Genomic DNA, 14,661 nt, shown 5'->3' with positions numbered 1-14,661 from the left:
CGAACGGGGAGAGGGCAGGGGTAAGTGCAGTTCGGCGGCGGCCGGGCCGGGTACGGATCAGCGCGTGCAGGGTTGCGCGCAGTCGCACGCGGGGTCAGCGGTTCTCGGGCTTCGGCGCCTCTTCGGCACTGGGCTGGATCTTGTTGTTGACGACGACTTCGGCATCGTTGCGCAACTTCAGCAGGCCGCTGGTGGCGATCACTTCGCCGGGCTTGAGGCCGTCGGAGACCGAGATCAGGTCGCCGCGCGCGGCACCGGTGGTGACGAAGCGCTGCTTGGCGACGAACTTCGGGCCGGTGGCGGGATTGCCCTTCTCGTCCTTCTCGTCCTTGCCGCGCGGCACTTCGGTGATCACGTAGACCGCGTTGCCATAGGGATTGAAGCTGACGGCGGTCTGCGGAATCACCACGACCTTGCTGGACGTGCCGCTGTCGAAGCCGACGCGCGCAAAGCTGCCCGGGCGCAGCTTGCCGTCCGGGTTGCGCAGCGTGGCCTGGGCGCGGAAGTTGCGCGTGCTGGCATCCACTGCCGGTTCGAGCGCGGTGATCGTGCCCTCGAAGCTCTCGCCCGGCAGCGCGTCGACCTGCACCTTGATGGTGACGCCTTCGCGGGTGGTCGGCAGGTGCTGCTCGGGCAGCGAGAAATCCAGGTAGATCGGATCCAGCGACTGCAGGCTGACGATCGCATCGCCGGGTGCGATGTACTGGCCGAGGTTGATCTTGCGGATGCCGAGCACGCCATCGAACGGGGCGCGGATGGTCTTCTGCGCGATCAGCGCGCGCTGGGCCTCGGCGCTGGCGCGGGTGGTCGCGGCCTCGGTGGTGCGGGCATCGGCGTCGGCCTGCGACACCAGCTTGTCCTGCACCAGTTCGCGCCAGCGGTCGCGCTGCGTGGCGGCCTGCGCGGCGGCGGCGTCGAGCGCACGCAGCGTTGCCAGCTCATTGGCCGAGTTCAGCTGCACCAGCACGCTGCCGGCCTTGACCGGCTGGCCGGCCTCGAAGCTGATCGACTTGACCACGCCGGCCGCTTCGGTGGTGACGTCCGCGCCGTTGACCGCGACCAGGGTGCCGACCGCATCGAGTCCGGCGGCCCAGGTCTCTTCCCGCGTCTCGGCGGTGGTCACGGCGACCGCGGGCTGCGGCATGTTGTCGAAGAACTCGTTCATGCCGGCTCCCATGAACGCCTTGGCGGCGAACAGGCCGCCGACGATCAGTCCGGTGAGCAGGAGCATCCAGAACATGCGCTTTCGGGTGGAGGGAGCGCGCGTGGAGTTGGGCTTGGCCATGGGAGATATCCGAAGGAGGTGTTGATGCTGTGGCGGACCGGTGGAGCGGTGCGTCGGCGGTCAGGCGGCCTGGCTGGCGCGGCGTCGACGGGTCGAGGCCGGGCGGGCTGGGGCTGACGCGATGCGGTGAAAGGCGGGCGGCTAGCCGGCGGCGGGGGAGCCGGTGGCGGTTGAACCGGTGGCGCGTGAACCGGTGAAGCGGGGAGACGCAGGACAGTCGTCGGGGAACAACGTGGCGCAGGGAATGCCGAACACCTCCTGGCTCAGGCGCGCGATGCCGTCATCGATCGCGTCTTCGTCGCTGGGGTCGAACATGGGTTGCCAGCCGTAGCCGTTGAGCAGGTAGTGCAGGTGCTTGATCAGCAGGCGGTAGGGATTGCCGACCAGCCCGGCATCGATCAGTCCGTCCTGCTGCGCAAGCGTATGCATGCCCAGGCACATTGCCCATGGGCCAATCGTCAGGCTTGCGTCAGACAGGGGCATGTGGACAGGCAGTTCGCCGGTGCGCCGGGCTTCGGTGGCGATACCGTCGATCAGCGTCGCCAGCGGTGCGCTGGCCTCGAGCGCGCGCTGGCGGCTTTCGCGCGATGCGGCGCCCCAGACCACGTCTGTCCAGACGAACTGGGCGAGCCGGAAATGCTCGGGCTGCTCGCGCATGACGATCAGGTCCGCCAGCACCACCGCGAGCATGCGGTCGCGCGTCGGCCCCGGCCAGCGCGCGGCGCGCTCGTAGAGGTCGACCCGGCTCAGGCAGTTGCGGGTGGCCAGTGCGACCAGCAGGTCTTCCTTGCTGGCGAAGTGCTTGTACAGGGTGCCGGTCGCGTACTCGCATTCCTCGGCGATCCGCGACATCTGCAAGGCCAGGAGGCCGTCGCGCTGGATCAATTCCTGGGCCTTGTCGAGGAACTGCTCCTCACGCACGGCGAATTCACGCTGCTTGCGGCTCAATGTCGACATGGGGAGGTCCGGCCTGACGGCGAAGGGCGATATTATGAATCAGATTCACTTTTCGAGTGCAATTCTTCCTGAACCGGGGCTCGAGTCGCCAGATCACGACTTTTGGCAGGGTTCCAGCTAACACAATCTATAGCTATACTGCCCGGTACAGAAATTCGCGTTCTCCTTGCGCTCCACCTTTCACGGACATTTCCCATGGCTCGACTCCTGCCCGCCGTCGCCGTTCTGGCGACCCTGCTGACTGCCTGCCAGAAGACCGAAGCGCCAGCGCAGCCGCCTCCGCCGGACGTCGTCGTGCTTGCCGTGTCGCCGCAGACCCTACCGTTGCAGAAGGATCTGGTCGGCCGCCTGGCCCCGTTCCGCAGCGCAGATGTCCGCGCACGCGTCCCCGGCGTCCTGCAGCAGCGCGTCTACCGCGAAGGCAGCGACGTCAAGGAAGGCGACGTGCTGTTCACGATCGACCCCGCGCAGCTGCGCGCCGCACTGGGCACCGCGCAGGCGTCGCTGGCGCAGGCCCAGGCCAGTTACGCCAATGCCAAGACGGCGGCCGACCGCGCCCGCCAGCTGGCGCCGCAGAACTACATCTCCAAGTCCGACCTCGACAACGCGCTGGCGACCGAGCGCAGCAGCGCGGCCTCGGTGCAGGCCGGGCGTGCCGCGGTCGACGCCGCACAGATCAACCTCGGCTACGCCACGGTGCGCGCACCGATCAGCGGCCGCGCCGGCAAGCAGCAGGTCACCGAGGGCGCGCTGGTGGGACAGGGCGCAACCACGCTGCTGACCACGGTCGACCAGATCGACCCGCTGTACGTGAACTTCTCGATGAGCGTCTCGGAGATGGAGGAACTGCGCCGGATGCAGATCGACCGCTCCGGCCAGACCCAGGTCCAGGTCCGCCTGCAGGACGGCACGCTGTTCAACCAGACCGGCACGCTGGACTTCTCCGGCGATGTCGTCGATCCGACCACCGGCGCGATCTCGTTGCGCGCCACCGTGCCCAACCCCGACAAGCAACTGTTGCCGGGCGCCTACGTGACGTTGCTGGCGAACCTGGGCAACCAGAGCAACATCTATGTGGTGCCGCAGGCCGCCGTGCAGCGCGATGCCGCCAGCGCCTACGTGCTGGTGGTCGGGGCCGGCGACAAGGTCGCACGCAAGGACATCCGCCTGGTGCGCTCGGCCGGCAGCGACTGGATCGTCGACCAGGGCCTGGCCAGCGGCGACCGCGTGATCGTGTCCGGCCTGCAGAAGGCCAAGGTCGATGCGGTCGTCAAGCCGAGCGATGCCAAGGCGGGTGCGCCCGCCGCGCCTGCCGCCGACGCGGCTGCAGCGCCGGCCGAGGCCGCGACGCCCCCGGCCGCCCCGACTGACGGCAACGAAGCCAAGGACTGACTCCGATGCCCAAGTTTTTCATCAACCACCCGGTCTTCGCCTGGGTCGTCTCGATCCTGATTTCGCTCAGCGGCGTGATCTCGCTGTTGAACATGGGTGTCGAGTCGTATCCCAGCGTCGCCCCGCCGCAGATCACGGTGTCGGCCACCTATCCCGGTGCCGATGCGCAGACCGCCGAACGCGCGGTCACCCAGGTCATCGAGCAGCAGCTCACCGGTATCGACAACCTGCTGTATTTCAGTTCCACCTCCAGCGCGAGTGGACGTGCCAGCGTCACGCTGACGTTCGAGACCGGCACCGATAGCGATATCGCCCAGGTCCAGGTGCAGAACAAGATCGCGCTGGCGACGCCGCGCCTGCCCAGCGAAGTGGTGCAGCAGGGCGTCGTGGTCGCCAAGGAAAACAGCGGCTTCCTGATGGTGGTCGGCCTGCGTTCCAGCGATCCTTCGATGGACCGCAATGCGCTCAACGATCTGATCGCCTCGCGCGTGCTCGAGCAGTTGGCGCGCGTGCCCGGCGTCGGCAATACCCAGCACTTCGGTGCCGAGTATGCGATGAACATCTGGCTGAATCCGGAGAAGCTGCAGGGCTACGGCCTGTCGGCGAGCGAGGCATTGGCTGCGGTGCGCGGGCAGAACGTGCAGTTCGCCGCCGGCTCCATCGGTTCGGACCCGGCACCCGACGGCACTGGCTTCAGCGCGACGGTCTCGGGCGAGGGCCGCTTCAGCACGCCCGAGCAGTTCAAGTCGATCATCCTGCGCACCGACGCCGATGGCGCCGTGGTCCGCCTGGGCGACGTCGCGCGCGTCGAGGTCGGCGCGTCCGGCTACGGCTTCGACACCAAGTACAACGGCCAGCCGACAGGCGCGGTCGCGATCATGCTGCAACCCGGTGCCAACGCGCTGGGTGTCGCCGAAGCGGTGGCTGCGCGCATGGACGAACTGTCGGCGACGTTTCCGCAGGGCGTGGAATGGTTCACGCCGTTCGACAGCACCACCTTCGTCAAGATCTCGATCAAGGAAGTCGTCAAGACCCTGATCGAGGCGGTGGTGCTGGTGTTCCTGGTGATGCTGCTGTTCCTGCAGAACCTGCGCGCGACGATCATCCCGACCCTGGTGATCCCGGTGGCATTGCTGGGCACGTTCCTGGGCCTGAGCATGCTGGGCTTCACGATCAACCAGCTGACGCTGTTCGCGATGGTGCTGTCGATCGGCATCGTGGTCGACGATGCGATCGTGGTCATCGAGAACGTCGAACGCATCATGGCCGAGGAGCACCTGCCCGCACGCGAGGCGACCACCAAGGCGATGGGCCAGATCACCGGTGCGGTCGTGGCGATCACCGTCGTGCTGGCCGCGGTGTTCATCCCCAGTGCGCTGCAGGGCGGCGCCTCGGGTGAGATCTACAAGCAGTTCGCGATCACGATCGCGGTGTCGATGGGCTTCTCGGCGTTCCTCGCGCTCGGCTTCACGCCGGCGTTGTGCGCGACCTTCCTGAAGCAGCACGACCCGGATGCGGCCGACAAGCAGAACATCGTCTACCGCACCTTCAACAAGTACTACGACCGCATCAATGCGACCTACGTCGGTCACATCACCAGTGCCGTGCGGCATGCACCGCGCTGGATGATCCTGTTCGTGGTGTTGTCGTTGATCTGCGGCCTGTTGTTCACGCGGATGCCCGGCAGTTTCGTGCCCGAGGAAGACCAGGGCTACGCGATGGCGATCGTCCAGCTGCCGCCGGGCGCCAGCCTGCAGCGGACGCAGAAGGTCATGGAAGACGTACGCCACGTACTGCAGGGCCAGAAGAACGAGCAGACCGGCGAATACGAAGGCGGCGTGGCCGGCTTCGAAAGCATCCTGCAGGTCTCGGGCTTCAGCTTCATCGGGCAGGGTGAGAACGTCGGCATGGCGTTCATCAAGCTCAAGGACTGGGCCGACCGCGATGTCGACGTCAACGGCTTCCTCGCGCAGGCCAATGGCGCGCTGTACGGCATCAAGGATGCGCAGATCTTCGTCGTCAACCTGCCGACGATCCAGGGACTGGGCCAGTTCGGCGGCTTCGACATGTACCTGCAGGACCGCAGCGGCCAGGGCCACGAGGCGCTGACGCAGGCGCGCAACATGCTGCTCGGCAGCGCGGCGCAGAAGCAGGACCAGCTGGTCGGCGTGCGTCCGAACACGCTGGAAGACGCGCCGCAGCTGCAGCTCAAGGTCGACCGCGTGCAGGCGCAGGCGATGGGGCTGTCGGTGTCGGATGTGTACAACGCTGTGCAGCTGATGCTGGCGCCGGTCTACGTCAACGACTTCTTCTCGGAAGGTCGCATCAAGCGCGTCAACATGCGTGCCGATGCGCCGTACCGGACCGGGCCGGAGTCGTTCGAGCGCTTCTACACGCCGTCGCCCGGGACCGGCCTCGATGGCCAGCAGGCGATGGTGCCGCTGAGCAACGTGGTGTCGTCCAACTGGTCGACCGCGTCGCCGTCGCTGACACGCTACAACGGCTACTCGGCGGTCAACATCGTCGGTTCGCAGGCGCCCGGGCGCAGCTCCGGCGAGGCGATGACCGCGATGGAGAACATCGTCAACGACGAGCTGCCGTCGGGCTTCGGTTATGACTGGGCGGGCATGTCGTACCAGGAGATCATCGCCGGCAATACCGCGACGCTGCTGCTGGTGCTGTCGGTGGTCGTGGTGTTCCTGTGCCTGGCCGCGCTGTACGAAAGCTGGTCGATCCCGGTGTCGGTGCTGCTGGTGGTGCCGCTGGGCATCCTCGGCGCGGTGATCTTCTCGATGATGCGCGGGCTGTCCAACGACCTGTTCTTCAAGATCGGCATGATCACGGTGATCGGCCTGGCGGCGAAGAACGCGATCCTGATCGTGGAGTTCGCGGTGCAGCAGCAGCTCGAAGGCAAGACGCTGCGCGTGGCGGTCATCGAAGCCGCACGCCTGCGCTTCCGTCCGATCCTGATGACCTCGTTCGCCTTCATCATGGGCGTGACGCCGATGGCGCTGTCGAGCGGCGCCGGTTCCAATGCCCGCCACGCACTGTCCACCGGCGTGATCGGCGGCATGCTGTTCGCGACGTTCCTGGGCTTGCTGCTGATCCCGGTGTTCTTCGTGATCGTGAGGCGGATGCTGGGCGAGAAGCTCGACGAGCCGGCACCGGCGAACCACCTGCCGCACCACGGCCAGTAGCCGCGCGCAACATCGCTGGAGATCCGCGGGGCGGACCGTCATGGTCCGCCCCGTTTTTGTTGTGGCGGATGAAAAGGCAAAGCCGGGTCGGAGCAGGGTCGGGTCAGCGTGTATGCCATCCAGCCGGTCTTCGCTGGGATCTTCCGGTGTGGAAACACGACGCTGCTCCCGGGTTCTTCCGACCGCGGGTTCCTGCCTATCTCCGGGCAAAGAAAAACCCGGCCGTTTTCACGGCCGGGCTTCCAGTCGGGTGCGGGAGAGAGGTCGCACCCGGTGACAGCTGCGCTCCGTCACCGGAGCACGCGGGGATGTCGCATCGGCGACACCACCGCGTCTACTTCGAAGCTCAGCGGCGCGCCTTCGTGGCAGCCTTGACGACCTTCTCGGCTTCGGCCTTGGCCTGCACGGTGGCGGTCTCGACCTGCGACTTGGCGAGGCCGGCGATGGCTTCGTTGGTCTTGACGGTGCGGCCGAAGACTTCCTGGCCGGTGCTGATGCTGCGCTCGACGCTCTCGCGGGCAACCTGCACGCCCTTCGGGAACAGGGTCTTCAGGCCGTCGATGTCGCGCACTTCCGAGGCTTCGCCGAAGAACGCGAACGCGGCGCTGGCGTTGTCCTGGAGGGTCGACAGCTGCAGGCCGAAGATCTGCTGCGCGTTGTCGAGGGTCAGGCGGTTGATCTGCGCGGCGGTGTCGGCGAACTGACGGGTCGCGGCGGTGAACTGCTCGTTGAACTGATAAGACATGGCGGTTTCCTGCAGTGTGCCGGCAGGGATTGCCGGGTTTGTGCGGTGCAGCATATGTCATCATATGTTGCGGTGCAACATCCGCTGGTCGGGAACCCGGAATCTGTTCAGATTCCTTTGGAATCAGTCGTTTGCGATCACGTTCCTGAATAGGAGCAGCCGGAGGTGCAGGTCTCGTGGACCACGATCCGGCTCAGTAGCGGCAGCCTGGGCTTGAGCCGATCCCAGATCCAGATCGCCAGCCGTTCGCTGGTCGGATTGTCCAGTCCCTCGATGTCGTTGAGGTAGTGGTGATCGAGCTGGTCGTACAGTGGCGCGAACGCGGCCTTGATCTCGGAGAAGTCCATGATCCAGCCGGTCTCCGGTCCGGGCTCGCCGCTGACGCGCAGCTCGATCCGGAACGAATGCCCATGCAGGCGGGCGCATTTGTGGCCCGCAGGCACGTTGGGCAGCCGGTGGGCCGCCTCGAGGGTGAAGGTCTTGAAGATGTCCATGGCGCGCATGTTCGCATGGGGCGCGTCGCCGGTCCCCATGCGCGGTGTCGTGCCCGCGGTCGCCGTCTCCCGTCGGTGGCGGACCGGAGCGGCGTCCGTGGCGGTCAGGCCAGGCGCGTCAGCCAGCCGTGGCGGTCGGGCGCGCGGCCGTACTGGATGTCGGTCAGGTCCTTGCGGATCGCCAGGGTGACCGCACCGGCCGGCGCGTTCTCGTCGCCAACGCTGAAGTCGCTGCCCTTGAGCACGCCGATCGGCGAGATGCTGGCGGCAGTGCCGCAGGCGAAGACTTCGGCGATCTCGCCCGAGCGCACACCGTCGATCCATTCATCGATGGCGATGCGGCGCTCGGTGACCTCATGGCCGCGATCGCGCAGCAGCTGGATCACGCTGGCGCGGGTGATGCCGTCGAGGATGCTGCCCGACAGTTCCGGCGTGATCACGCTGCCGTCCTTGCGGACCAGGAACACGTTCATGCCGCCCAGCTCTTCGATGTAGCGACCGTCGCAGGCGTCCAGGAACAGCACCTGGGCGCAACCGTTCTCGGTGGCCTGCTTCTGCGGCAGCAGCGACGCCGCGTAGTTGCCGCCGCATTTGGCCGAACCGGTGCCGCCGCGACCGGCGCGGGCGAAGTCCGACGACAGCCAGATCGACACCGGCGCGACGCCCTTCGGGAAATACGCGCCCGCGGGGCTGGCGATGACGTAGTAGGCCGCACGGCGCGCGGCACGCACGCCGAGGAAGTCCTCGTTGGCGATCATGAAGGGACGGATGTACAGGCTCGACTCGGCGCCCGACGGCACCCACTCGGCATCGGCGCGCACCAGCTGGCGGATCGACTCGACGAACAGGTCGACCGGCAGTTGCGGCAGGGCCAGGCGCGCGGCGGAATGCTGCAGGCGCTTGCCGTTGGACTCGATGCGGAAGCTCCACACCGAACCGTCGGCGTGGCGGAACGCCTTCAGGCCTTCGAAGATCTCCTGGCCGTAATGCAGCACCGACGCCGCCGGCGACAGCGACAGCGGGCCGAACGCGCGCACCTGGGCATCGTGCCAGCCGGCCTCTTCGGTCCAGTCGATCGCGACCATGTGGTCGGTGAAATGCAGGCCGAACCCGGGGTTGGCGAGCTTGGCGTCGCGCTCGGCCGGCGCCAGCCGGTGGTCGGAGGGGAGCGAGCGGAAATCGGCAGAGCGGTCGGTGGTCATGGCGGGTCTGTGCGAAGTAGGGGGAAGGTAGGCGTGTCTTGCGGTCAGATATGCAGGGCGTGGCCGAGGGCGCGCAATGCCGCTTCCTGCACGGCTTCGCCCAGGGTCGGGTGCGGATGGATCGTGCCGGCGATGTCTTCGAGCACGGCGCCGAGTTCGATCGACTGCACGAAGGCGATCGACAGTTCGGACACCGCCTTGCCGACGGCCTGCCAGCCGAGGATGCGATGGTCGTCGGCACGCGCGACCACGCGCACGAAGCCGTCGCCCGATTCCAGCGTCATCGCGCGGCCATTGGCGGCGAACGGGAACAGCGCGGTCTTGATCGCGACGCCCTGCGCCTTGGCCTCGTCCGGGGACAGGCCGACGACGACGACTTCCGGATCGGTGAAGCATACCGCCGGGATCGCGGCCGGCACGAAGTGGCGGGTCCGCCCGGCGATGATCTCGGCGACCATTTCGCCCTGCGCCATCGCGCGGTGCGCCAGCATCGGCTCGCCGGCGACATCGCCGATCGCCCAGACGTTGCGCATCGAGGTCCGGCACTGGTCGTCGATCCTGACCGCCTTGCCGTTCATGTCCAGGTGCAGCGATTCGAGGTTGAAGCCTTCGGTCCTGGGCTTGCGGCCGACGGCGACCAGGATGCGGTCGGCGGCGATCGCGGTCTCTTCGCCCGCCGGCGTGCGCACGCGCAGCGCACCGCTGTCGTCGAGGCCGAGCACGCTGTGGCCCAGCAACAGTTCGACGCCGGACTTGCGCAGGTGGTTGGCGACCGGCGTGGTCAGTTCGTTGTCGTAGGCGGGCAGCACGCGGTCCTGGGCTTCGACGACGACGACCTCGGCACCCAGCTTGCGGTACACCGTGCCCAGCTCCAGGCCGATGTAGCCGCCGCCGACGACGACGAGCTTGCCGGGGATGTCGCTCGGCGCCAGCGCGCCGGTCGAGGAGATGACGTTGTCGCCGAACGGCAGGAACGGCAGTTCGACCGGATCCGAGCCGGTGGCCAGCAGCAGATGTTCGCAACGGATGCGCAGCGGCGTGCCGCCTTCGCCGGCGCCGTCGATCTCGACGGTCTTGCCGTCGAGCACGCGCGCCCAGCCGTTGACCACCTGCACGCCGTTCTTCTTCAGCAGCGCGCCCACGCCCTGGGTCAGGCGCTTGACGATGCCGTCCTTCCAGCCGATGGTCTTGCCGATGTCGATCGTCGGCGACTGCACCGAGATGCCCAGCGGCGAGCCCTGCGCGAACTCGGTGACCTTGGCGAACTCCTCGGCGGCGTGGATCAACGCCTTCGACGGGATGCAGCCGATGTTGAGGCAGGTGCCACCCACGCGCGCGCCTTCGACCAGGATCGTGCGGATGCCGAGCTGGCCGGCGCGGATGCCGGCGACGTAGCCGCCGGGGCCACCGCCGATGATCAGCAGTTGGGTGTCGAGTGTCTGGCTCATGCAGGTATCCATCCGATCAGTGTCTGCGCCGGGCCGCGATCCACTGCGGCGACGGTGCGATGAAATGTACTGGGCGCGGCCATCGAGCGTATCGCCCAGCGTGCCGCGCCCGCCACGCGTGCATCAATCGATGAACAGCAGCGCCGGGTTTTCCAGCAGGCGACGGATCGCCTGCACGAATTCGGCCGCTTCCATGCCGTCGACGATGCGATGGTCGAACGAGGACGACAGGTTCATCAGCTTGCGCGCGACGACCAGACCATCCTTGAACGCCGGGCGCTCGATGATGCGGTTGACGCCGACGATCGCCACTTCCGGGTGGTTGATGATCGGCGTCGAGACCACGCCGCCGATCGGGCCCAGGCTGCTGATCGTGATCGTCGAGCCCGACAGCTCCTCGCGGGTCGCCTTGCCGGCGCGGACCGCGGTGGCAAGGCGCGAGATTTCCGCGGCGGTCGCCCACAGGTCCAGCGATTCGGCATGCGCGACGACCGGCACCGACAACCCGACCTCGCTCTGCGTGGCGATGCCCAGCTGCACGCCCTCGTAGCGGGTGACGACATTGTTGTCGTCGTCGAAACGGGCGTTCATCTGTGGGAAGTCGCGCAGGGCCAGCACGATCGCACGCGCCAGCAACGGCAGCAGCGTCAGCTTGCCGCGCTCCTTGCCCCACTTGCTGTTGAGTTGCGCGCGCAGGGCCTCGACGTCGGTGACGTCGATTTCCTCGACATAGGTGATGTGCGGGATGCGGCGCTTGGACTCCTGCATCTTCTGCGCGATCTTGCGGCGCAGGCCGATGATCGGGATGTCCTGGGTGCCGGTGCGGCGCGCATAACTGCTGCCACCGCCGCTGGCCTGGGTCTTGCCGCCATTGGCGACATAGGCGTCGAGGTCGTCGTGCAGGATGCGTCCGGCCGGGCCGGTGGCCGGCACGAAGCGCAGTTCGATGCCCAGGTCCCAGGCGCGGCGACGGACCGCAGGCGATGCCAGCGGCGCTTCGCCTTCGGTCAGCGCGCGGCTGGTGACCGGCCCGCGCTCGCGCGAGGCGTCGCGCGCAGGCACGTCGCTTTTCGCATTCGCGCTCGTTGCCGCAGCAACCGGCGCGGGTGCTTCGACTTTCGCTGGCTCTGCGGCTTTGGCCGCAGCTGCCGGAGCGACGGCGGACGCTGGCTTGGCCGGCGCGGACGCTGCCGCGGCGCCGACGTTGCCGGGCCCTTCGACTTCCAGGCGGATCAGTTCGGCGCCGACCGGGATCACTTCGCCGGGCTGGCCGCCCAGCGAGATGACCGTGCCGGACACCGGCGACGGGATCTCGACCATTGCCTTGTCGGTCATGACTTCGGCGACGACCTGGTCTTCGCTGACGGTACCGCCGACCTGGACCTGCCAGGCGATCAGTTCGACTTCGGCGATGCCTTCGCCGATGTCGGGCATCTTGATGACATGGTGTCCCATTAGTCCTCCAGCACGCGCTTCATTGCTTCGATGACCCGGGACGGGCCCGGGAAGTAATCCCATTCCTGCGCATGCGGATAGGGCGTATCCCAACCGGTGACGCGTTCGACCGGCGCTTCCAGGTGATAGAAACAGTGCTCCTGCACCAGCGAGACCAGTTCGGCACCGAAGCCGCAGGTGCGCGTGGCCTCGTGCAGCACGATGCAGCGGCGCGTCTTCTTGACCGAGTTGACGATGGTCTCCAGGTCCAGCGGCCACAGGCTGCGCAGGTCGACGACTTCGGCGTCGATGCCGGCGTCTTCGGCCGCGGCCATCGCGACCCACACCGTGGTGCCGTAGGTCAGGATCGTGACCTTCTCGCCGGGGCGCGCGATCGCCGCCTTGTCGAGCGGCACGTTGTAGTAACCCTCGGGCACCGCGTTGGCCGGATGCTTGGACCATGCGGTCACCGGACGGTCGTGGTGGCCGTCGAACGGGCCGTTGTACAGGCGCTTGGGCTCGAGGAAGATCACCGGGTCGTCGCATTCGATCGACGAGATCAGCAGGCCCTTGGCGTCGTAGGGGTTGGACGGCATGACCGTGCGCAGGCCGGCGACGTGGGCGAAGATCGCCTCGGGGCTCTGGCTGTGCGTCTGGCCGCCGTAGATGCCGCCGCCGCAGGGCGTGCGGAACGTGATCGGCGCGGTGAACATGCCGCAGGAGCGGTACCTCAATCGCGCCGCCTCGGACACGATCTGGTCGTAGGCGGGGTAGATGTAATCGGCGAACTGGATTTCCGCGACCGGGCGCAGGCCGTACGCGCCCATGCCGATCGCCGCGCCGGCGATGCCGTTCTCGGAGATCGGTGCATCGAACACGCGGCTCTTGCCGTACTTGGCCTGCAGGCCATCGGTGCAGCGGAACACGCCGCCGAAGTAGCCGACGTCCTGGCCGAACACGACCACGTTGTCATCGCGCTCCAGCATCACGTCCATCGCGGAGCGCAATGCCTGGATCATCGTCATCGGCACTGCCGCGCCCTGTGCCTCGTCGGCACGTGAAATGTCTTGATCGGCCATGGTCAGACTCCAAGCTGTTGGCGCTGGCGACGCAGGTGTTCGGGAAGGTCCTTGTAGACGTCCTCGAACATTTCCGCGGCGCTGGGGCGCTGTTCGCTGCCCAGCGCGCCATGGGTTTCGGCTTCCTTCAGTGCCGCCGAGATCTCGGCATCGAAGCCCTTGCGGGTGTCCTCGTGCAGTTGATCGCTCCACAGGCCGCGGGCGATCAGGTGCTGCTTCAGGCGTTCGATCGGATCGCCCAGCGGGTACTGCGCGGCGTCGTCGGCCGGACGGTACTTGGACGGATCGTCGGAGGTCGAGTGCGGGCCTGCGCGATAGGTCACCCATTCGATCAGCGTCGGTCCCAGGTTGCGGCGCGCGCGTTCGGCCGCCCAGCGCGACACCGCATAGACCGCGAGCAGGTCGTTGCCGTCGGCACGCACCGACGGAATGCCGTAGCCGACGCCGCGCGCGGCGAACGTGGTGTTTTCGCCACCGGCGATCGCCTGGAAGGTCGAGATCGCCCACTGGTTGTTGACAACGTTGAGGATGACCGGCGCGCGATAGACATGCGCGAACGTCAGCGCAGCGTGGAAGTCGCCTTCGGCGGTGGCGCCGTCGCCGATCCAGGCCGCTGCGATCTTGGTGTCGCCCTTGATCGCCGAGGCCATCGCCCAGCCGACCGCCTGGATGTACTGCGTGGCCAGGTTGCCGGAGATCGTGAAGAAGCCTTCCTCGCGGTACGAGTACATGATCGGCAGCTGCCGGCCCTTCAGCGGGTCGGCGGCATTCGACAGCACCTGGCACATCATCTCGACCAGCGGCAGCTGCTTGGTGATCAGGATGCCCTGCTGGCGGTAGGTCGGGAAATGCATGTCGCCATCGCGCATCGCCAGGGTCTGGCCGACCGCGATCGCCTCTTCGCCCAGGCACTGGATGTAGAACGAGGTCTTCTTCTGGCGCTGCGCGATCAGCAGGCGGGCGTCATAGGCGCGGGTCTTGAGCATCGCGCGCATGCCCGACAACAGGATCTCGTCGGGGATATCCGCCGCCCACGGGCCGACGGCCTTGCCGTCGTCGTCGAGCACGCGGATCAACTGGCCCGACAGGTCCACCGTCTGCGACGCGGTGACGTCGAGCGGCAGCGTGCCGACCGCGCCGGCCGGGCTCAGCTTGAGGTAGGAGAAGTCGGTGGCCTGGCCGGGACGGGCGCTGGGCTCGGGGACATGCAGGCGCAGCGGCGCGTGTCCGTTTGGATCGGATGGGCTCATATCAGGGTCCTCCCGCTTTTGAACGTAAAGACGGCATCGCGCTGGCGCGATGACCGGTGGAGATGGCGGCGCGGAGCATACCTGCGCGCGCGTTGGAAAGACGCAGCCTGTGCGAAGGGCGAAGCGATGCGGCAGTGGCAGGCAGTTCGCACATCGAGGCTGGGTCTCCCGATCGGAT

Annotated in this window: 11 protein-coding genes; 2 read left to right on the top strand and 9 right to left on the bottom strand. The window is 67.3% G+C overall.

Translation table 11 applies throughout. The features are described from left to right. Positions 1–94: 94 nt before the first annotated feature. Entirely contained in the window at positions 95–1,285 is a 1,191-nt protein-coding gene (locus ACYX7E_RS15070; RefSeq protein WP_462081410.1) for an efflux RND transporter periplasmic adaptor subunit, read from the bottom strand. A gap of 141 nt (positions 1,286–1,426) precedes the next feature. Continuing rightward, positions 1,427–2,242 carry a TetR/AcrR family transcriptional regulator gene (locus ACYX7E_RS15065; protein ID WP_462081409.1) on the bottom strand — a complete coding sequence of 272 codons (816 nt, stop codon included), beginning with the start codon at positions 2,240–2,242 and terminating at the stop codon, positions 1,427–1,429. A 195-nt stretch (positions 2,243–2,437) separates the two neighbouring features. Between ACYX7E_RS15065 and ACYX7E_RS15060 the strand changes: the two genes are divergently transcribed. Together ACYX7E_RS15060 and ACYX7E_RS15055 are read left to right on the top strand one after the other, a co-directional pair. Next, entirely contained in the window at positions 2,438–3,634 is a 1,197-nt protein-coding gene (locus tag ACYX7E_RS15060; protein ID WP_462081408.1) for an efflux RND transporter periplasmic adaptor subunit, read from the top strand. 5 nt (positions 3,635–3,639) lie between these two features. Continuing rightward, entirely contained in the window at positions 3,640–6,831 is a 3,192-nt protein-coding gene (locus ACYX7E_RS15055; RefSeq protein ID WP_462081407.1) for a multidrug efflux RND transporter permease subunit, read from the top strand. A 346-nt stretch (positions 6,832–7,177) separates the two neighbouring features. Here the strand turns inward: ACYX7E_RS15055 and ACYX7E_RS15050 are convergent, their stop codons facing one another. The 7 genes from ACYX7E_RS15050 to ACYX7E_RS15020 form a co-directional block, all read right to left on the bottom strand. Further along, a complete protein-coding gene (locus ACYX7E_RS15050; protein WP_462081406.1) occupies positions 7,178–7,576 on the bottom strand; it encodes a phasin family protein in 399 nt (132 codons plus the stop codon). A 137-nt stretch (positions 7,577–7,713) separates the two neighbouring features. Continuing rightward, complete coding sequence (queD, locus tag ACYX7E_RS15045; RefSeq protein ID WP_462081405.1) at positions 7,714–8,070, bottom strand: 6-carboxytetrahydropterin synthase QueD; 357 nt, start codon at positions 8,068–8,070, stop codon at positions 7,714–7,716. A gap of 104 nt (positions 8,071–8,174) precedes the next feature. Then, positions 8,175–9,272: a branched-chain amino acid aminotransferase gene (locus tag ACYX7E_RS15040; RefSeq protein ID WP_462081404.1), complete on the bottom strand. Its 1,098-nt coding sequence runs from the start codon at positions 9,270–9,272 to the stop codon at positions 8,175–8,177. Between the two features lie 44 nt (positions 9,273–9,316). Continuing rightward, positions 9,317–10,720: a dihydrolipoyl dehydrogenase gene (lpdA, locus tag ACYX7E_RS15035; protein WP_462081403.1), complete on the bottom strand. Its 1,404-nt coding sequence runs from the start codon at positions 10,718–10,720 to the stop codon at positions 9,317–9,319. 123 nt (positions 10,721–10,843) lie between these two features. After that, positions 10,844–12,175: a dihydrolipoamide acetyltransferase family protein gene (locus tag ACYX7E_RS15030; protein WP_462081402.1), complete on the bottom strand. Its 1,332-nt coding sequence runs from the start codon at positions 12,173–12,175 to the stop codon at positions 10,844–10,846. Then, a complete protein-coding gene (locus ACYX7E_RS15025) occupies positions 12,175–13,233 on the bottom strand; it encodes an alpha-ketoacid dehydrogenase subunit beta (protein ID WP_462081401.1) in 1,059 nt (352 codons plus the stop codon). The genes ACYX7E_RS15030 and ACYX7E_RS15025 overlap by 1 nt, the downstream gene beginning before the upstream one ends. Positions 13,234–13,235: 2 nt before the next feature. Continuing rightward, positions 13,236–14,483 carry a thiamine pyrophosphate-dependent enzyme gene (locus tag ACYX7E_RS15020; RefSeq protein ID WP_462081400.1) on the bottom strand — a complete coding sequence of 416 codons (1,248 nt, stop codon included), beginning with the start codon at positions 14,481–14,483 and terminating at the stop codon, positions 13,236–13,238. Positions 14,484–14,661: the final 178 nt, after the last annotated feature.

It is taken from the genome of Luteimonas sp. RIT-PG2_3, assembly GCF_054902115.1.
The sequence above is the reverse complement of the archived record's forward strand: the minus strand, read 5'-3'. Positions and strand labels throughout refer to the sequence as shown.